Here is an 18,121-nt window from a genome sequence, read left to right on the forward strand (position 1 = left end):
CACACGCCCGCACCAACCAAAGCAGAAGCAATCCAGCAGGGGGACAGCATGACGGGAGCTTCACGGGTTCGCTTCAGGACCAGCAGACCGGCAACACTGGCGGCGATCTTGCTGGCTGGATTGACGGCGCAGTCCGCACTGGCCGAGGTGCCGGGCAGTCTGGTCAAGATCGGCGTGCTGACCGATCTGTCAGGCCCCTTCGCCGACCAGGTCGGCCAGGGATCAGTAGCCGCGGCCAATCTCGCGGCCGAAGACTTCGCCAAGGAGGCCGGCGGTCTCAAGGTCGAGATCCTGTCCGCCGACCATCAGAACAAGCCGGACATCGGTGTCTCGATCGCCCGCCGCTGGATCGACGAGGACGGCGTCGCCGCCGTCGTCGACTTGCCCAATTCCGGCGTGGCATTGGGCGTCGCCGAGGCGCTGCGCGAAAAACACCGCACGGCGCTCGCCTCGAGTTCCGCCTCGTCCGACCTGACCGGCAAGGCCTGCGCGCCCACGACGGTGCAATGGGTCACCGACACCTGGTCGCAGGGCCACAGCACGGCCCACGCGCTCGCAGCACAGGGTGCCAAGAGTTGGTTCTTCCTGACCGTCGACTATGCGCTCGGCAAGACGCTCGAGCGCGACGCGACCGAGGCGCTCACGGCCGAAGGCGGCGAGGTGCGCGGTGCGGCCCGGCACCCGCTCGGCACGCCCGACCTCTCGGCCATGCTGCTGCAGGCGCAATCGTCGGGCGCCAAGGTGCTGGCGCTCGCCGACACCGGCGCCGACGCGATCAACGCGATCAAGCAGGCCGGCGAGTTCGGCATCTCCGGCCAGATGCAGCTGGCCGCCCTGTTCCTGCAGATCTCGGACATCCAGACGCTGGGCCTGGCCGCAGCGCAGGGGCTGCTGCTGACCGAGGCGTTCTACTGGGACCAGAACGCGGCGACCCGCGACTGGAGCCGGCGCTTCGCGGCACGGATGGGCGGGCGCATGCCGACCATGGACCAGGCCGGCGTCTATTCGGCCACCCTCGCCTATCTGCGCGCGGTCCGGACAGTCCGGTCGATCGATGGCGAGACGGTCGTCAAGGAGATGAAGCGCGCGCCGATCGACGATCCGCTGTTCGGCCGGGTCGCGATCCGCCCGGACGGCCGGGCCGTGCACGACATGTATCTCTATCGCGTGAAGAAGCCGTCGCAGAGCCGCGGTCCCTGGGACGACTACGAACTGGTCGGCACCATCCCGGCGGCTGAGGCGTTCCGGCCCGCCAACGAGGGCGGCTGCACGCTCGCGCCTTGATTAAGGCTCTGAAAGGAAGGACAGGACGATGGATCATCGCGCGCAACTGATCGAGCGCAGCATTCCGTTTCTCCGGGAGATCAAGGACATGACCCCCGGCGCGGCCATGGAGCGCTGGCTGAACGCGACCTATGGCGCCGACAGCGCGCTCTACCGGACGCTCGCGGACCTGATCAAGCTGGGCATGACCGAAGGCTGGGCCGCCAACGAGGAGATTGCCGGCCCCAATTACCGGCGCAGCCGAATCCTGCCGCCCTCACCCGAGACGTTCCATTTCAGCGTCACCGCCGTCTACATGAACAGCAAGGACGCGCGCGCCTTCAAGGAGGGACCCGACGACGTGCTGCGCGGCGACTACCACGGCCATCCCTATGGCGAGGTGAACCTGGTGGTGCCGCTCGATGCCGGGGCGGAGCTCAAAGGCCTTCAGGGCTGGCAGGGCGCCGGCTGGACCGCGCCCGATCCGGGCAGTCGGCATTTCCCTGAGGTCCGCGGTGGCGCCGTGATCGCGCTCTTCTATCTGCCCGCGGGCAGGATCTCCTACGATTTCGAACCGCCGTCGCCGACGGTCCGGTAGCCGGCGGGAACCCGCCCGGCTGGCCGCCGAGCGGGGTCAATCTTTGATCAGAGCGCCGCGTTGACGCGGATCTCGACCGTCAGGTCCGGCCGGGCGAGCTTCGCCTCGACGCAGGCGCGCGACGGCGTGTTGCCCTGCGGCACCCACTTGTCCCAGACCGAATTCATCTCGGCGAAGGTCGAGATGTCGGCGAGCCAGATCGTCGCCTCGATGATCTTGGTCTTGTCCGTGCCGGCATCGGCCAGGATGCGATCGATCTGGCCCAGGATGTCGGTGGTCTGCGCCGCGACCGACTGGCCCGCGGCCTTGTCGGCGACCTGGCCTGACAGATAGATAATGTCGCCGTGGATCACCGCCTCGCAAAGCCGGGGACCGACCCCGATACGCGTGAGCTTCGCCATTTCCAACTCTCCAGATTGATGCGGCAGAATGATGCGGCCGATGCCGCGCGCATGGAATGTGCGGGAAGACATGTGACCGGGATCGCCGCCGACGGCAAGCGCTGGATCGAGCGTCATGCCCGTTCAATAGTCCGATGATTTCAGGGCAGCCATGCCAAGAAGCCCGCTTGTGCCCGGGCCGGAGTTCCCGGACGCTTGGATACTTCGAAATCTTATCTCAGCTGGAACAGAGCCATGTCGGCAGGTATCGAGGTCGGATCGCGCCCTGCGCAGCCCGGCCCGCTATTCATTGCGGCGTTGGGCGTGCTGATGTGTTTCGGCCCCATGGCGATCGACATGTATCTCCCGGCCCTGCCGGCGATCGGCCAAGCCTTCGGCGTCGGCCAGGACAAGGTGCAATGGTCGCTGTCGGCCTTCTTCCTGGGCTTCGGCATCGGCCAGATCGCCTGGGGCGCGCTTGCGGACAGGCTCGGCCGGCGCCGGCCGGTCGCCGCCGGCATCCTGCTCTACGGCATCGGCTGCATCGGCTGCAGCCTCACCAACGACATCGGCCATTTGGCAGTCTGGCGCTTCGTCCAGGCGCTGGGCGCCTGCGCCGGCCCGGTGCTGGCGCGCGCCATGGTGCGCGACGTATTCGGCCGCGACCGGGCGGCGAGCGTGCTATCGCTCATGATGTTGGTCATGGGCATCGCCCCCATGGTGGCGCCGATCCTGGGCGGCCATGTCTTGCTGATCGGCACCTGGCGCACGATCTTCTGGGTCCAGGCCTGCTTCGTCATCGTCGCCTTCGCCGGCCTCATGAGCCTGCCCGAGACGCTGCCGGCCGACCGGCGCCAGCCGTCGCGCCTCGCCGGCATGGTCTCGGGATATTTCCGCCTGCTCGGCAGCCGGCGCTATCTGGGCTATGCGCTCTGCTCGTCGTTCATCTACGGCGGCATGTTCGCTTACGTCTCCGGCACGCCCTTCGTCTATATCGAGCTGTTCGGCGTGCGGCCGGAAAACTACGGCTATCTGTTCGGCGTCAATATCGTCGGCATGATCATCGTCAACACGGTGAACAGCCGGGTCGTGCTGCGCTTCGGCACCGACCGGGTGCTGCGCATGGGTTGCCTGCTCGCGGCCCTTACCGGCTTCGTGCTGCTCGGCCTGTGCGCCAGCGGCTTCGGCGGGCTCGCCGCCATCGCGACGGCGCTCTTCGTGTTCATGGGCCTGACCGGCATGATCGCCGCCAATGCCATGGCCGGCGGCATGTCGATCTATCCCGAGATCGCGGGCTCCGCCTCGGCCCTGATGGGCGCCTTGCAATTCACCTTCGGCGCCATCGCCGGCTCGGCCGTGGGCTCGCTCGCCAACGGCACCGCCGTGCCCTTGGGCGCCGTCATCTGCACCTGCGGCATCGCGGCGGCCCTGTTCAACCTGGCGCTCGTGCGGCGATTTTAGCGCCTTACCAAAACTCGGGCTTCGCGACCATGAGCCAGAAGATCGCCATGGTGCCGAGGAACGCGGGCCAGCCGAGGCCGAACCAGAGCCGCATCGTCCGGTAATAGGCCGCGGGCAGGGTGACGCCCGACGCGGCAGCCACCGCCGCCAGGTCGCGCGCCCGGATTTGCAGCCAGACGACGGGCAACCAGCACAAGCCGATCATCAGATAGAGGCCGTAGACCGCCATGAGCCAGGGCGCCGCGGGATCGATCCCCGAGAGATGGATGAGCGCAATCCCGGTCGCCGGCTGCAGAACGACGGCGGGAGTGGTGAACCAGAAATCGGCGCGCACGACGTTGCGCGCGACCGTCGCGATCGTCCGCGGCTCACCGCCCAAGTGGGCGAACCACATATGGAAGGCCGTCCCGAGCCCGGTACCGAACAGTACCGTGGCGCTCAGGATATGGAGCGTCTTGACCAGATCGTAGAGCCCGCTCATCGATCGGCCTCCATGGCACCGAGCGCCAGGATTGCGGCCAGGATCGGCAAGTTCTTCAACAGCGCACCGAAGGGGTCGAGCCAGAGCGCTGGCGCCAGGAGCCCGAGTCCGATCGTGTAGCCGAGCACGGCTACCAGCTGAATCCAGCAAGCGAGCGCCGGCCGCCAGCGCAACAGCTAGGCGAGCGCGATCGCCAGATCCAGCACGGAGAACGCTTTGGCCATAGCCTCGCCGACCGGACCAGACAGGCCCACCGATGTGAGCACCGCGCCCAGGCGCGCCGGCGGCTGCGCCAGACCGGCAATGCCGGAGCCAAGCCAGGTCAGCACCAGCGCGCCGCGCAGCAGTGGCCGTACGAAATAGAGCCGCGCGTGCCAGCGGTCCTGCCATTGCGCCGGACAGGCCCGCAGCATCTGGCGCCAGCCTCTCGGCGCGATCCCGGTCGCGGCGGCAAAAGCGGCGGGGTTGCCGTCGTTGCCGAAGTCGAGTTGCCGGAGCGCCGTCGTGCTGACCGGCCCGCCGACCAGATCGCCAAGACGTGCAACCCCGGCGACGAGCGCACGCGGCACCGGAACGACACGGGCCGGCGGCAGGCCGAGCCAGGCGCGCAGATCGACCAGCACCTCGCGCAAGGTGACCCGATCCGGCCCGACCGGATCGATGACAACCCGATTGATCGAATGATCGCGCAGCACTCGTAGCACCGTAGTCGCCAGATCGTCGATATGGATTGGCCGGAACGGCTGATCCCCGCGGCCGATCACCAGAATGATCCCGGGCAGGGCCGCCAGCGCGCGGAACAGCGCGGTCCCGCCGAAGGCACCAGAAGCATAGACGAGCGACGGCCGCAGGATGACCCAGTCGAGATCCGTCGTCGCCAGGAACCGGTCGGCGGCGAGCTTGGTCAGGGCATATTCCGTGCCCGCCGAGAGCTCGGCGGAGATCGCCGAAATCTGGATGACGCGGCTGACACCGGCTCGACGGCACGCTTCGAACAGCGCCTTGGGCGCGGCCTCATGAATCGCCTCGATCGACTGACCGGGTCTGCCCTGCAGCACGCCGGCGCAATTGATCACGACATCGATGCCGTCGAGCCGCGGCAGCCAATCCTCGGGCCGGACATCCCGGTTCATGTCAACCCGGATCGCTGCCGGCGCCGTCTCCAGCCGGTCGATCTCTTCCGGCCGCCGGACGGCGGGCACCACATGGTAGCCCGCCGCCAGAAGATGCCCCATCAGGTAGCGGCCGATGAAACCGTTGGCGCCGGTCAGGAGGACTCGCTCGGACGACGCTTCCGTGAACGGGGGCGCCGTCATCGCCGATCGTCGGCCGATCTCGCGGTTGTCCCGGTTGGGGCCGATCGGTCGTCCGTCAGCGCCGGCACTCCACAAAAATCGTGAAGGCCCGGGCGGCACTGGTGAGATCGGCCACCTTTCTCTCGCGCCCCACGGACGAGGTCTCGTAATGGACGCCCTTGCTGTCGAGGAACGTTTCAACCACCGAGCTCTTGATGGCGAAATTCGCGTTTTCAGACTGCGCGCCCGTCGTGACCGCCAGGGCCAGGCTGTTCAACGTCATCTCGGCGACGCCGACGACGGCGCCCGTCTGATCCATCAGCGGGCCGCCGGAATTGCCGGACTGCGTCGGGGCCGTGAACTGCAGCTTTCGCGTATCGTCCTGCAAGCCGCTCAGCGCGCTCACCGATCCGGTGGTGACATTGAGATCGGTCGTCAGCAAACCGCTCAGCGGAAACCCGACGAGGACGACGGAATCGCCCTGCTGGATCGAAGGGCCCGCGCGAAACGCTGCCGGCACGCCGACAGGAACTTGCGCCTTGAGCAAGGCCAGATCATTCGTCTTGTCGACCGCCACGACGTCCGCCTTCTCGTTCTGGCCGCCGGCGAGCCGCACCGTCACCGTGCCGCAGCTCTTGACGACATGCTCATTCGTCAGAATGTAACCAGCCCTATTGAGCACGAAGCCCGAGCCCGAAGCGATCTTCTGCGTCGAAGCTGCGGTCGGCGTTCCGGTGAGACCAGCCAGAGAGCGAACATGATCGAGCGCACCGGCCGTCGGCGTCCAGGCCATCGCCTCCATCTTGACTTGCTGCGCATCCGTCTGGCTCAGATGCGACGAAGCCGTATCACGCGCAGCCGTAATGCGAGACAGCATGGTCGGATTGTTTGTTCGGGGGATGGAGGCCGAAAACCAGAACAACGCCTCCTTGTAGTCCTGCGGCACGCCCCTCCCGTTGAGGAAATCGCCGCCGAGATTGCTGAGTGCAGTGCCGTCGCCCTGCTCGGCCGCCAAAGCCGTCCATCGAATGGATTCGCCTAGATCTTTGGGGACGCCGCGCCCGACCTCATAGAGATATCCAAGGACGCGTTGGCCGCCGGCATAGTTCTGGTCCGCCGCTGCCCGGGCCCATTTAAGCGAGAGCGGATCGTTCACAGGGATGCCACCGTAGCCGTTGGCATAGTCGAGCGACAGCGTCACCTGCGCTTCCGCATCGCCCTGCTCGGCCGCCTTGGTCAGCCAGCGGACGGCTTCGTCCAGGTCGCGGCTGAAATTGTACCCGCCCTGGAAGTACATCCGGTACAATAGCCACTCCGCCTTGACGTCACCGCGGTCGGCTAGCGGCTTCGCCTGCGCATAAGCGTCCGGAAACTTGTGTTGATTGAAGGCGGCTTCCGCCGCCGGCAGCGATGCTTGCTCGGGCGGTACCGTTTGACATCCTGCGACCCCGACAACCGCAATCAGAGCCGCAACCGCGCCCTGCCGACACCACGAACCCATGGAAACATTCCCCCCAACCGACTCGACACAGGCCGAGCTTGGCGGGAAGGTTTGCTGCTGCCGTGCGGTTAGTCAACCATAGGATTAAATCGCGGTCGCCCTACGCGCCCTGACATATGGAGCTTCTTGCCCTCGAGCCCCTTCTAGAGGTCGGCCAGCGGCTGAGCTGGCCGAAGAAGCGTTCCATTACCTTGCTCCGTCGCGGGTTAGGCGGTTCTACGAGAGCGGATCGCACTCCAGCAAGGCACTGCGGCCGCGGAATTTTCGACTCCGGGACAGGGCATCAGTCGGTGGCCTGGCGCGCGAATTCCCGGAACACCTGGTTCATACCGTCGCGCGCTGCCGGCGGGATCGACAGGCCATGCCGAGGATAAATATCGGTAACGATATAGTCGGCCGAGTTGTAGGTGAGCCAGACCTTGTCCTCGTCGTCCTGCCAGATCAGCGCCTTCATCGGCAGGTCGATCGCCAGGGTCGGATTGCTTCGCATGGCGTCGGTACCCCGCTCCGGTTGACCGAAGACGATCACGCTCCGCGGCCGCAATGTCAGGCCGACCGCCTTGGCGGCGGCGGCATGATCGATCACCGTGAAAATCGTCCATCCCCGGCCGCGCACCGCGGCCTCGAAGCGGTCGATCGTCTCGAGCACCGTGTGATGGCTTTGCAACGTGACGAGGCCGTTGGAGGGCGCCGATTGTGCCGAAGCGCTTCGCGCTGCGAACGCGAGGAGCCCGAAGAGAACTGGAACGCCCAGTCGGAACACGCGCATGATCCTCTCCTGCTGCAGCTCGCGAGCCGGCATCAGTTGGGCTTCGCCGGCCACCCTCTCACATATAGAGCTTCTCGCCCTCGAGGCCCTTGTAGAGGTCGGCCACCTGCTCGGCGTAGCCGTTGAAGAGCAGGGTCGGGCGGCGGCCGGGCTGACCGAGGAAACGTTCGGTCGCCTGGCTCCAGCGCGGGTGCGGCACGTCGGGGTTCACGTTCGCCCAGAAGCCGTATTCCTCGGGCTGCAGCGACTGCCACATCGTCTTCGGCGGCTCAGCCGTGAAGCTGAAGCGGACGATCGACTTCACCGACTTGAAGCCGTATTTCCAGGGGATCGCGAGGCGCAGCGGCGCGCCGTTCTGGGTCGGCAGCGGCTTGCCGTAGATGCCGGTGACGAGGAAGGCGAGCTCGTTCGTCGCCTCGGCCATGGTCAGGCCCTCGACATAGGGCCAGGGATACCAGAACTGCCGCTGCCCCGGTGCGACCGACGAGTCCTTGAACGTCTCCATGCGCAGGTACTTGGCCCCCGAGGTCGGCTTCGCCAGATCGACGAGCGCCTTCAAGGGAAAGCCGGTCCAGGGCACGGCCATCGACCAGGCCTCGACGCAGCGGTGGCGATAGAGCCGCTCTTCGAACTGCACTTGGCGGAACAGGTCGTCGATCGCGAGCGTCTGCTCCTGCTCGACCAGCCCGTCGATCTTGACGGTCCAGGGCCGGATCTTGAGCGCGTGCGAGGCGTCGACGATGTCCTTGTCGGTGCCGAACTCGTAGAAATTATTGTAGCCGGTCGCGAGCTTCTCGGCCGTCACCGGCCGGTCGAGCGTGAAAGCCGGGTTCTGCTTGGCCGGATAGAGCGAAGCCGAGGGATCGGACGTGTCGGCCGCCAGTGCTGCGGACATCGCCTTGCCACCACCGAACGCGCCCAGGCCCAAGGCGCCGAGGCCGCCTGCCGCCACCAGACCGCCGGCGACGGCCCCCTTCAGCAGATTGCGCCGATTGAGGAACAGCGCCTCGGGCGTTGCCTCTCGCTCCGGCATTTCCCAGCCGCGCTTGCGCTTGATCAACATGCTGCCACCCTTGTCCCAACCAACCATGACCTCATGGCAAGGGACATAGGACGCTCCCTCCCGCCGGGCAAATCACCAATTGGTGTGCAGACCGTTGGTGTGCCGGGCGGGAGGTCGCGGAACTCCTTAGCTGAGCGAGGCGCAGAACCGCTGGATGCGGGTGCAGGCGTCGCGCAGCACCTCGGTCGAGGTCGCGTACGAGATGCGGAAATAAGGGGCGAGCCCGAAGGCCGTGCCCTGCACCACCGCCACCCCCTCGGCCTCGAGCAGAGCCGTCGCGAAGTCCGTGTCGGTCTCGATCACCTTGCCGGCCGGCGTCTTCTTGCCGATCGTGCCGGCGCAGGACGGATAGACGTAGAAGGCGCCGTCGGGCTTGGTGCAATGGATGCCCTTGGCCTCGTTCAGCATGGCGACGACCATGTCGCGGCGGGCCGTGAAGCTCTCGTTGTGCTTCGGGATGAAGTCCTGCGTGCCGTTCAGGGCCTCGACCGCGGCGGCTTGGCTGATCGAGCTCGGGTTCGAGGTCGACTGCGACTGGATCATGCCCATGGCCTTGATGAGCTCGACCGGGCCGCCGGCGTAGCCGATGCGCCAGCCGGTCATGCAATAGGCCTTGCTGACGCCATTGACGGTGAGCGTGCGCGACATGAGGCGCGGCTCGACCTGGGCGATGGTCGCGAATTCACAGCCGTCGTAGAGCAGATGCTCGTACATGTCGTCGGTCATGATCCAGACCTGCGGATGGTCGAGCAGCACGTCCGCCAGCGCCTTGAGCTCGGCCGCTGTGTAGGCCGCTCCGGTCGGGTTCGACGGCGAGTTCAGGATCAGCCACTTGGTCTTGGGCGTGATCGCTTGGGCGAGCGCGTCGGGCGTCAGCTTGAAGCCGGCATTCTGGCCGCACGGCACCGAGACCGGCTCGCCCTCGGCGAGCGCCACCATGTCGGGGTACGACACCCAATAGGGCGCCGGGATGATGACCTCGTCACCCGGGTCGAGCGTGGCCACGAAGGCATTGTAGAGGATCTGCTTGCCGCCGGTGCCGACGGTGATCTGGTTCGGCTGATACTCGAGGCCGTTTTCGCGCTTGAACTTGGCGACGATCGCCTTTTTGAGGGCGGGCGTGCCGTCGACTGCGGTATAGCGCGTGTCGCCGCCCTCGATCGCGGCAATGCCGGCCGCGCGGATGTTCGCGGGCGTGTCGAAGTCGGGCTCGCCAGCGGCAAGGCCGATCACGTTCCGGCCGGCAGCCTTGAGCTCCTGGGCCAGCGTGTTGATGGCGATGGTCGGCGAGGGCTTGATACGGGCGAGGCGCTTGGCGAGGAACGACATCTGGCTGGGTCCGGCTCTAGGGAATCCTGCCGGCACCCCGGTTCGACCGGACGTTCATCCAGCCGGCAGCCGGGGCGCGAGGCAACAAACCCTATGCCTCGGCCCGTCGCCGCGCAACATCCGGTGTCCTGCGCCCGGCTCATGGAACGATCCGCCGGGTGCAAGGCTCGGCCCGGTCAGCCGGGCTCGTCGGAATTAAGCAGCCCTTCTCAGGCCGCCTGGGCGCGCTCGCCCTCGAGTGTCACCGCGATCGCGTGGATCACGCTCGCGATACGCACGACGTTCTGGATCGCCTCGCGCGTCGCACCCTTCTTCACGATCTCATGCTCGTGCGCGTCGATGCACATGCCGCAGCCGTTGATGGCCGAGACGGCGAGCGACCAGAGCTCGAAATCGACCGCGTCCACGCCCGGATTGGCGATGACGTTCATGCGCAGCTTGGCCGGCATGGTCTTGTAGTCTGCGGCCGAGGCCAGGTGGACGAAGCGGTAGTAAATGTTGTTCATGCCCATGATCGCGGCGGCCGCCTTGGCAGCGTTGAGCGCTTCGGGCGAGAGCTTGGCAGTGGCCTCGGCCAGGATCGCGTCGCGCACGACATCGTTGCGGGCAGCGATCGCGGAGGCGACGGCAGTGCCCCAGATCTGCTGCTCGGTGAGGCCGGGCGACGTCAGCACGGAGCCGATGTTGAGCTTCAGGTCCTTGGCATAGTCCGGCAGCGCCGCCTTCAACGAGTCGATCGACATCGGGAAACTTTCTTCGGGAGTTGGGGGAATGCCCCCGGCCCAAGGACGGGCCGGGGGCCAGCCTGATCAGGCCGCCTTCAGCGTCTCGCCGCCGACCGTGCGGTTGCACGGGCAGAGCTCGTCGGTCTGCAGCGCGTCGAGCACGCGCAGCACTTCCTGCGGGTTGCGGCCGACCGACAGGTCGTTGACCGAGACCCAGCGGATGATGCCTTCCGGATCGACGATGAAGGTGGCGCGGAGCGCCACGCCGGCGTTCTTGTCGAGGATGCCGAGCGAAGCGGCCAGCTCGCGCTTGATGTCGGACAGCCAGGGGAACGGGCTCTTGCCCAGGTCCTCGCGGCTCTCGCGCCACGCCAGATGCACGAAGTCGCTGTCGGTGGACGCACCTAGCAGCTGCGCGTCACGGTCGGCGAACTCGCCGTTGATGTCGCCGAAGCCGATGATCTCGGTCGGGCAGACGAAGGTGAAGTCCTTCGGCCAGTAGAACACGACCAGCCACTTGCCGGCGTAGGAGGCGTTCGTCACGTCCTGGAACGCGGTCTTGGGGTCGGCATTGCCGACGGCGGTGAGAGCGAATTCGGGAAAACGATCGCCAACGGTCAACATCTGGGGCATCCTCATCGCAACGGATAAATTTTAGAACGCTTCTAATAAGCGAACGCGACGGAGATAGCCGTCCGGGCTCGCCGGGTCAAGTGCAGTGCAGCAAAAATCAACGCTGGCATGCTGCGGCACGGAATGGGAAGCTGCGTCCCCTTCTCCCTCTGGCAGGAACCCGGGCCATGTCGCTGTGGTCGCTGCTGAGCTTCACCATCGCCGTCGCGATCGCCGCCGCCATGCCCGGACCGACGGTCGTGGCCCTGGTCGCCCGCGTGCTGGCGCGCGGGCGGACCGGCACCGGGCCGCTGCTCGTCGGCCTGGTGCTGGCCGATTTGCTCTGGCTCGCCGCCTCGGTGTTCGGCGCCGTGGCGCTCGCGACCGAGGCGCATCAGGTGATGGTCGTGCTGAAGTACCTGGGTGCCGCCTATCTCGCTTATCTCGCGGTCAAGATGTGGACCGCACCGGCGGCGGCGGTTACCGAGGCCGAGTTGCCCGAAACCAAGCTTCAGGCATCGCGCCCGCTCGCCGGCTGGCGCGGCACCTTCGGCGGGCTGGCGATGGGTCTCTCCAATCCGAAGACCATGCTGTTCTATATGGCGCTGGTGCCGAATCTGATCGACCTGACGCGGCTCGGGCCGCTGGGCTTCGCAGCGCTCAGCACGGTCGACACCATCGTGCTGGCCCTGGTGCTCACGAGCTATGTGACGCTCGCCGGCCGCGCGCGAGGCCTGTTCCGCTCGCCGCGCGCCATGCGATTCGTCAATCGCGGCAGCGGCGTCGTCATCGCCAGCACCGCCGTGGTCGTGGCGACGCGGCAGGCTTAGCCGAGCGTCATATCCCGGTCAGCACCAGCACGAGGCCGACGCTCACGATCGACAGGACGGACGCCGCGATCATCGTGCTCGCGGCGCGGCCGACCGCGCAGTCATATTGGTGCGCCAGCAGATAGACATTGATGCCCGGCGGTAGCGCCGCGGTGACCGTCGCTACCGCGACCGCCTCGGGGGCCAAGCCGAAGCCGGCCGCCAGCAGCCAGACCAGAAGCGGGTGCAGCACGAGCTTGAGGGCGGCCCCGCCCATCACCTCGCCCAGATGGCCGTCGATGCGGAAATGCGCCTGGGTGGCGCCCATCGCGATGAGCGCGGTCGGCGAGGCCGCGGCCGACAGCATTTCCAGCACATGGTCGACCGGACCCGGAACGGGCCAACCGGCGAGGCTCCAGGCGAGTCCCGCCAACAGGCCGAGGATGATCGGGTTATAGAGCGCGGCGGAAACGGCGGAGCGCAGCAGCGCCGGCAGGCCTTGCACCTCGCCGCGGCCGACCGCGACGATGACGGTCGCGACCGGGATCAGGATCAGCGAATGGAACGCGATGATCTTGGTCAACAGCACGAGCCCGCTCGTGCCGAATGCGGTCTGGATCAGCGGGATGCCGAGCAGCGACGAATTGGAATACATGGCGCCCATGCCGAACACACCCAGTTCGTCGAGCCGCATGCGGAAGCCGAGCCGCCCGATCGCGAGTGCCAGCACCAGCACGGCGAAGCAGCCGGCGAAATAGACGGCGGAGATGCCGAGCGCCGGGTCGCGGGCAATGTCCTGGTGCGCCAGCGCCCTGAACAGCAGCGCCGGGATCTCGATATAGGTGACGAGATTGACGAGCGCCTTCACGGCACCTGCCGGCACGATGGTCCGTCCGGCGCCATAGCCGATCGCGGTCAAGGCGAAGACCGGGAAAATCACGGAAAAGAGCAGGGCCAAGTGCCGCTCCCGATGAACGAAGCTGGGGTGAAACGAGAAGGAGGTGGCCCGGAACTCCTCCCTGGCCCCTCCCCCGATCGGCTCAGTAGCCCTGGGCGTAATCCACGATGTTGAGCAGCGGCTCGCCCGCGCGGAAGCGTCGGACGTTGCCGGCGAAGCTGTCGACGATCGTCTCGAGGCTCGCGGTGCTGGAGCAGTGCGGCGTCACATAGAGGCCCGACGTGTCCCAGAACGGATGGTCCTGCGGCACCGGCTCCTTCTGGAACGCATCGATCGTCGCCGCGCGCAATTGTCCGTCGTTGAGCGCCGCGATGATGTCCGCCTCGACCATGTGGCCGCCGCGCCCGGCCGAGATCAGCACGCCGCCCTTGGGCATGCGGTCGAACGTGCCGCTCGACAGGATGCCGCGGGTCTCAGGCGTGAGCGGCAGCAGGTTGATCAGGATCTCCGTCTTGGTGAGGAACGATCCGAACCCCGCCTCGCCCGCGAAGCACTCGACACCGTCAATCTCGTGCGGCGTGCGCGCCCAGCCGCGCACGTCGTATCCCAGGGAGGCGAGCCGCTTGGCGGTGAGCGCCCCCATCTGGCCCAGCCCCATGACGCCGATCGTCACCTCCGACGCCGGGCGCATGACCTTGAACGCCCATTCACGCCGCTTCTGCGCGTCGAGGTAATGGGCGATGTCGCGATGGTGGAACATCACCCAGCTCAGAACGTAGTCGGCCATCCGGGCGGCGAAGCTCTCGTCGACCACGCGCACGAGCGGCAGGTGCCGCGGGAATTCCGGGTCGAGCAGATAATGATCAACGCCGGCGCCGGTCGCCGAGATCAGCTTCAGATTCTTATAGGGCGCAAGGAACCCTGGGGACATGCGGAAGATCATGCAGATCTCGATGTCGTCCGGGTTGCCGGCCTCGGGCCATTCCCGGATGTCCTCGTCCGGCAGCCCCTCCCGGATCGCGCCGATCAGCTTCTTGCCGTAGGCCTGGTGCAGCAGACAAAGTATAGCCACTGGTCTCATCCTCTCGTTTGGTCGACGAGGGCTGCCGGGCAGCCCTCGCCTGTCCCGTTCATTCGGCGGCGATGCCGATTCCTTCCGTCGGCACATCCACCGCGCAGCCGAGTCGTCCTGCGACCCGGGCGCCGTCCGTCAGCACCGCAACGCCATGGCGATGCAATTCCTCGGCCGCCACCTCGCACAGCTCGACATTGCTGGTCGGCCGGATCGCGCCGTCCTCGCTGAGGAGGTAGGGCGAGTCCTCCATGCCGACGCGCAGCACGTCGACCTCGCTGTCCTCCTGAGCCGCATAGGCCGCGAGCCGCTGCAAGGCCGTCACCCGACGCCCGCGGTCGCGGCCGACGTCGAGCGGACCCACCGCCTTCGCCGCGTGCTGCGGCAGCACCGCGGCACCGACCGAGATCGTGACCTGCCGCCGCCTTTCGCCGGTTTCTAGGTCGCGCTCGAGCCCCTTGGCCGCCGCGACGACCGCGCGGAACTCCGCATAGCTGGTCGGGAACGGCAGCTTCGGCGAGAAGCCGAACAGCAGGGTGATGTTGAGTTGCCCACGATCCGCGAGCCGGACCGCCTCATGCTCGATCGCGAATCGAGTCATCGCCAGGCTGCGCTCGAACTGGACCCACTCGACCTCGTCGAACAGCCCGCGTCGGCGCCGCGCCTCGACCGCAGCCGCATAGGTCTCGAGTTGGATCGCCGGCGACGACCGGCCGTAATTGCCGCCATTGGCTGTCGAGTTGGTCTCGAGCTTGACGTCCTCGGCCCGCGTCGAGGGCACGTAGCCCGCGATATCGGCGAGGAAGGCCGGGCTCTGCGCATATTCGGCCGTCACCAGCCGGCCGGCATCCTCGAAATCGCGCAGGATCTGCAACTCGATCGCCGCCTGCATCGTGATGAAATGCGCGCCGCCAGCGTCGATCGGCAGGTCGGCGTGGCTGACGCGCTCCCACTCGCCGAATCGGCTGATGTTCTCGATGACCTCCGGCCCGTTGCGGCTGGCGCCGTAGCTCAGCACCAGGTCCGGGTGGCGCGACAGGGCATCGCTGCCGATGTCGCGATAGACGGAATTGTCCGTCGTCTGCTCCCGGGTCATGAAATTGCGCGCATGATAGTGGTAATAGCGACAGCCGATCCCGTGAATCCGCCGGAGTTCCGCGCGGATCTCCTCGATTCCGACGGCAATGCGCTCTCCATTGCAGATCTCGTCGAGGATCTTGTCACCGGTATTCCGGTGATTCATCGGCGTATACTTGGCACCTGTAGAACAGCAACCGAGAATCAATGATCTGGACATATGAATACCTCTATTCGGGGATTCATCTGGATCGCTCCAGCAGAATGCAGGCGGCCGGCTCCGGAGGCGCTCCACCCCAGATCTTTTATTGGAAACAGTACCGGACGGCCCTGCCCCAAATAGATTTTGGTCAGGCTTCGCTACGAGCAGGCAGGCTGAAACATTCCCGTGAAAGGTTCTATGGATGCCCAGAAAAAAATAGCCACATACTCTTACGCATGTGGCTATTGCTCTTATTCTGCAATTCTAGGTTGGGGCATAAAATTTGCGTTTTCAACAAGAATCTTTGTGAGTCACGAAAAAATTAACAAACCATTTTCACCGCATGAGATTCTAATTTTAACGATATCTCGAACGCGGCATCCCCTCTCGATCAGAAACAAAACTGAAAATTGCAGTGATGACCAGCGCGGCTCGGCAAGCGGCCGGGGAAGGTGCCGCACACCTTGCCCCGGGCCTGTGCGGCCGGCGCGCCTCAGGCGGCCTTGACGCCGGCAATGAAGCCGCCGACCTCGCCGCTCAGCGTCTCCGCCTGCTTTGACAGATCGCCCGACGCCCCCAGGATCTGGCTGGCCGCCGCCCCGGTCGTCGCCGACGCCTGATGAACGCCGGCAATGTTGCGCGCGACGTCCTCCGTGCCCTTCGCCGCTTCCGAGACGCTGCGCGCGATCTCGCCGGTCGTGGCATCCTGCTCCTCGATCGCGGTCGCGATGGCGAGCGCGATATCGGACATCTCGGCGATCGTGTGGCTGATATGCTCGATCGCGCCCACGGTCTTCTGGGTCAGCCCCTGGACCTCGCCGATCTGCTTCTCGATGTCTTCGGTCGCGCGCGCGGTCTGGTTCGCAAGGTTCTTGACCTCGGATGCCACCACTGCGAAGCCCTTGCCCGCCTCGCCGGCACGCGCCGCCTCGATCGTCGCGTTCAGGGCCAGGAGATTGGTCTGGCCGGCGATGGTCGAGATCAGCTGAACCACCTCGCCGATCTTGTGGGCGCTCTCGGACAGCGCCTGCACGGTGTGGCCGGTCGCCTCGGAAGCAGCAATCGCCTGCTTGGCGATGTCGCGCGATGTGGTCACCTGCCGGCCGATCTCCTTGATCGAACCGGCCAGCTGCTCGGTCGCCGACGCAACGGTCTGCACGTTGGCCGAGGCCTGCTCCGCTGCCACGGCAACGGCGCTCGACTGCTGGTTCGTCTGGTCGGCCGCCGCCGCCACGGAATTGGCCGTCGCCTGCATCTCGGTCGCGGCCGCAGCCAGCGAGCGGACGAGCTCGGCGGTCTTGCCTTCGAAATCGCGCACCAGCGCCTCGAGCGCCTCGGTACGCCGTTCCTTGGCCGCCTGCTCGGCGGCCTGGGCCGCCGCCAGCGCATCGCCCTCGACCATCTTGTCCTTGAACACCTGAACCGCAGCCGCCATGGCGCCGATCTCGTCGCCGCGGCCGCGCGCCGGCACCGCCACCTCGAGGTCATGGTCGGCGAGCCGCCGCATGGCGCCGGTCAATTCCCGGACCGGCCCCGCAATGCTGCTGACCAAGGTCCAGCCGGCCCAGACCGCGATCACAAGGGCGACGCCGACCATCGCGAGGATCACGATCCGGCCGCTCGTGTACCGGCTGCTTGCGGCCTCGGCATCCTGGTGCATGCCCACGATGTTGAGGTGAATGTCCTTGGAGAGGGCATCGGCGAGCGCGGTTGCCGTCGTCCTGAGCTCATCCGCCACGGTCGTGGCCTCGGCGACCTTGCCTGCGCGCAGCAGCGCCATGGCCGTGCCGACGCCTTCGACGTAATGGTCGGCGTTGCTCTTGAACGTGTCGTAGAGCGCCCGTTCCTCGGCGCTGGTAATGGTCCGCTCGTAGCGGCGCTCGGCGTCGTCGAGCTTCGCCTTGAGCGCGGGGAAGGACTGGTCGAACACGGCCAGCTGCTTCGGATCGTCCTTGAAGATCAGCGACTTGGCCCAGGTCAGCCGGTACTGGTAGATCTGTTCCTTCATCGCGTCCAGCTGCTCGAGCGACGCCTGGTAGTTCTCGACCATGTCAGTCGCGATCGCATTGAACGCACTGAAGTTCTGGATCGCCGAGACGCCCGACGCGGCGAACAGGAAGATCAATACGGAAAAGGCGGCCACGAGCTTCGCTCGAATGGACAGGTCGCGCCAGACGCTCATCATTCTCTCAATTCCCCAAGATTCGACAGTATCGACCATTCCCGACCCGTGGGCGGTGCACGAACCGAGCCAATTCGCGCCGTTAGGCTCACGCAAACAAAAAGGGGCGCGACCGCCGGCCGCCCCCTCCCCTGTAACAGCGCCCGCTTTCATGCCGGCGCCCGCTTGTCGCGTGTTATCATCGAAAGATTAAATAGGCGTGAACTTGCTGATTTGAATAGCTCGCACGCCAGTCTTTGCAGATTTTTCTATAAAATTGCAAACTTCGCACAATGAGGTCAAGCGTCTCTGAACGCTCTCCGTGAGAAGATGACTCAAACTCTCTACAAGTACTCTTGCAGGTCGCGATCAGTCCCTTTACGGGCACAGGAAGTCTCATAAAAGCCAATCAGATACTTTTTTGT

At 66.1% G+C, this 18,121-nt stretch carries 18 protein-coding genes; 4 read left to right on the plus strand and 14 right to left on the minus strand.

Features of this window, described 5'->3' with window-relative positions:
* Positions 1-108: 108 nt before the first annotated feature.
* Entirely contained in the window at positions 109-1,284 is a 1,176-nt protein-coding gene (locus IEY58_RS29945; protein WP_229744065.1) for an ABC transporter substrate-binding protein, read from the plus strand.
* 28 nt (positions 1,285-1,312) lie between these two features.
* Complete coding sequence (locus IEY58_RS29950) at positions 1,313-1,861, plus strand: 4-hydroxylaminobenzoate lyase (protein WP_189051846.1); 549 nt, start codon at positions 1,313-1,315, stop codon at positions 1,859-1,861.
* 47 nt (positions 1,862-1,908) lie between these two features.
* On the opposite strand, the gene IEY58_RS29955 is transcribed toward IEY58_RS29950, so the two are convergent.
* On the minus strand, positions 1,909-2,262 hold the full coding sequence (locus IEY58_RS29955; protein WP_189051897.1) for a RidA family protein: 354 nt from the start codon (positions 2,260-2,262) through the stop codon (positions 1,909-1,911).
* Between the two features lie 234 nt (positions 2,263-2,496).
* Between IEY58_RS29955 and IEY58_RS29960 the strand changes: the two genes are divergently transcribed.
* Positions 2,497-3,702 (plus strand): Bcr/CflA family multidrug efflux MFS transporter, encoded by a 1,206-nt coding sequence (locus tag IEY58_RS29960; protein WP_189051847.1) that lies wholly within the window; start codon positions 2,497-2,499, stop codon positions 3,700-3,702.
* A gap of 4 nt (positions 3,703-3,706) precedes the next feature.
* Here the strand turns inward: IEY58_RS29960 and IEY58_RS29965 are convergent, their stop codons facing one another.
* The 9 genes from IEY58_RS29965 to IEY58_RS30005 form a co-directional block, all read right to left on the minus strand.
* The gene (locus IEY58_RS29965; RefSeq protein WP_189051848.1) at positions 3,707-4,183 is read right to left on the minus strand and encodes a DUF2269 family protein; all 477 of its coding nucleotides are present in this window, start codon (positions 4,181-4,183) and stop codon (positions 3,707-3,709) included.
* Positions 4,180-4,356, minus strand: coding sequence for a DoxX-like family protein (locus IEY58_RS29970; RefSeq protein WP_189051849.1), 177 nt, complete (start codon positions 4,354-4,356; stop codon positions 4,180-4,182). Before IEY58_RS29970 ends, IEY58_RS29965 begins: the two co-directional genes overlap by 4 nt.
* Positions 4,357-4,359: 3 nt before the next feature.
* On the minus strand, positions 4,360-5,499 hold the full coding sequence (locus IEY58_RS29975) for a complex I NDUFA9 subunit family protein (RefSeq protein WP_189051850.1): 1,140 nt from the start codon (positions 5,497-5,499) through the stop codon (positions 4,360-4,362).
* Positions 5,500-5,554: 55 nt separating this feature from the next.
* Positions 5,555-6,979 (minus strand): tetratricopeptide repeat-containing serine protease family protein, encoded by a 1,425-nt coding sequence (locus tag IEY58_RS29980; protein WP_189051851.1) that lies wholly within the window; start codon positions 6,977-6,979, stop codon positions 5,555-5,557.
* Positions 6,980-7,262: 283 nt separating this feature from the next.
* Positions 7,263-7,748, minus strand: a complete 486-nt coding sequence (locus tag IEY58_RS29985) for a DUF302 domain-containing protein (RefSeq protein WP_189051852.1) — start codon at positions 7,746-7,748, stop codon at positions 7,263-7,265.
* A 58-nt stretch (positions 7,749-7,806) separates the two neighbouring features.
* Positions 7,807-8,811, minus strand: coding sequence for a protein-methionine-sulfoxide reductase catalytic subunit MsrP (gene msrP, locus IEY58_RS29990; protein WP_189051853.1), 1,005 nt, complete (start codon positions 8,809-8,811; stop codon positions 7,807-7,809).
* A gap of 126 nt (positions 8,812-8,937) precedes the next feature.
* Positions 8,938-10,140: a pyridoxal phosphate-dependent aminotransferase gene (locus tag IEY58_RS29995; protein ID WP_189051854.1), complete on the minus strand. Its 1,203-nt coding sequence runs from the start codon at positions 10,138-10,140 to the stop codon at positions 8,938-8,940.
* Positions 10,141-10,349: 209 nt separating this feature from the next.
* On the minus strand, positions 10,350-10,883 hold the full coding sequence (locus IEY58_RS30000; RefSeq protein ID WP_189051855.1) for a carboxymuconolactone decarboxylase family protein: 534 nt from the start codon (positions 10,881-10,883) through the stop codon (positions 10,350-10,352).
* Between the two features lie 66 nt (positions 10,884-10,949).
* Complete coding sequence (locus IEY58_RS30005; protein ID WP_308422461.1) at positions 10,950-11,489, minus strand: peroxiredoxin; 540 nt, start codon at positions 11,487-11,489, stop codon at positions 10,950-10,952.
* Between the two features lie 176 nt (positions 11,490-11,665).
* On the opposite strand from IEY58_RS30005, the gene IEY58_RS30010 reads away from it, so the two are divergent.
* Positions 11,666-12,307 (plus strand): LysE family translocator, encoded by a 642-nt coding sequence (locus tag IEY58_RS30010; RefSeq protein WP_189051857.1) that lies wholly within the window; start codon positions 11,666-11,668, stop codon positions 12,305-12,307.
* Positions 12,308-12,314: 7 nt separating this feature from the next.
* Here the strand turns inward: IEY58_RS30010 and IEY58_RS30015 are convergent, their stop codons facing one another.
* The 4 genes from IEY58_RS30015 to IEY58_RS30030 all read right to left on the minus strand — a co-directional run bounded on the left by IEY58_RS30015 (position 12,315) and on the right by IEY58_RS30030 (position 17,720).
* Positions 12,315-13,244, minus strand: a complete 930-nt coding sequence (locus IEY58_RS30015; protein WP_189051858.1) for an AEC family transporter — start codon at positions 13,242-13,244, stop codon at positions 12,315-12,317.
* Between the two features lie 82 nt (positions 13,245-13,326).
* Positions 13,327-14,256 (minus strand): 2-hydroxyacid dehydrogenase, encoded by a 930-nt coding sequence (locus IEY58_RS30020; RefSeq protein WP_189051859.1) that lies wholly within the window; start codon positions 14,254-14,256, stop codon positions 13,327-13,329.
* Positions 14,257-14,314: 58 nt separating this feature from the next.
* Positions 14,315-15,499, minus strand: a complete 1,185-nt coding sequence (locus IEY58_RS30025) for a hypothetical protein (protein WP_189051860.1) — start codon at positions 15,497-15,499, stop codon at positions 14,315-14,317.
* A 529-nt stretch (positions 15,500-16,028) separates the two neighbouring features.
* The gene (locus IEY58_RS30030; RefSeq protein ID WP_189051861.1) at positions 16,029-17,720 is read right to left on the minus strand and encodes a methyl-accepting chemotaxis protein; all 1,692 of its coding nucleotides are present in this window, start codon (positions 17,718-17,720) and stop codon (positions 16,029-16,031) included.
* Positions 17,721-18,121 lie beyond the last annotated feature (401 nt).

Origin of the sequence: Aliidongia dinghuensis (genome assembly GCF_014643535.1) — a bacterium.
Lineage (GTDB): Bacteria > Pseudomonadota > Alphaproteobacteria > ATCC43930 > CGMCC-115725 > Aliidongia > Aliidongia dinghuensis.

Excerpts from the sequence above, each read along its gene's own strand:
- IEY58_RS30025 (WP_189051860.1), bottom strand. The coding sequence starts at position 15,499 with ATGAATCACCGGAATACCGGTGACAAGATCCTCGACGAGATCTGCAAT.
- IEY58_RS29965 (WP_189051848.1), bottom strand. The coding sequence starts at position 4,183 with ATGAGCGGGCTCTACGATCTGGTCAAGACGCTCCATATCCTGAGCGCC.
- IEY58_RS30000 (WP_189051855.1), bottom strand. The coding sequence starts at position 10,883 with ATGTCGATCGACTCGTTGAAGGCGGCGCTGCCGGACTATGCCAAGGAC.
- IEY58_RS29950 (WP_189051846.1), top strand. The coding sequence starts at position 1,313 with ATGGATCATCGCGCGCAACTGATCGAGCGCAGCATTCCGTTTCTCCGG.
- IEY58_RS29985 (WP_189051852.1), bottom strand. The coding sequence starts at position 7,748 with ATGCGCGTGTTCCGACTGGGCGTTCCAGTTCTCTTCGGGCTCCTCGCG.
- IEY58_RS30030 (WP_189051861.1), bottom strand. The coding sequence starts at position 17,720 with ATGATGAGCGTCTGGCGCGACCTGTCCATTCGAGCGAAGCTCGTGGCC.
- IEY58_RS29995 (WP_189051854.1), bottom strand. The coding sequence starts at position 10,140 with ATGTCGTTCCTCGCCAAGCGCCTCGCCCGTATCAAGCCCTCGCCGACC.
- IEY58_RS30010 (WP_189051857.1), top strand. The coding sequence starts at position 11,666 with ATGTCGCTGTGGTCGCTGCTGAGCTTCACCATCGCCGTCGCGATCGCC.
- IEY58_RS30005 (WP_308422461.1), bottom strand. The coding sequence starts at position 11,489 with ATGTTGACCGTTGGCGATCGTTTTCCCGAATTCGCTCTCACCGCCGTC.
- IEY58_RS29955 (WP_189051897.1), bottom strand. The coding sequence starts at position 2,262 with ATGGCGAAGCTCACGCGTATCGGGGTCGGTCCCCGGCTTTGCGAGGCG.
- IEY58_RS29975 (WP_189051850.1), bottom strand. The coding sequence starts at position 5,499 with ATGACGGCGCCCCCGTTCACGGAAGCGTCGTCCGAGCGAGTCCTCCTG.
- msrP (WP_189051853.1), bottom strand. The coding sequence starts at position 8,811 with ATGTTGATCAAGCGCAAGCGCGGCTGGGAAATGCCGGAGCGAGAGGCA.
- IEY58_RS29960 (WP_189051847.1), top strand. The coding sequence starts at position 2,497 with ATGTCGGCAGGTATCGAGGTCGGATCGCGCCCTGCGCAGCCCGGCCCG.
- IEY58_RS29980 (WP_189051851.1), bottom strand. The coding sequence starts at position 6,979 with ATGGGTTCGTGGTGTCGGCAGGGCGCGGTTGCGGCTCTGATTGCGGTT.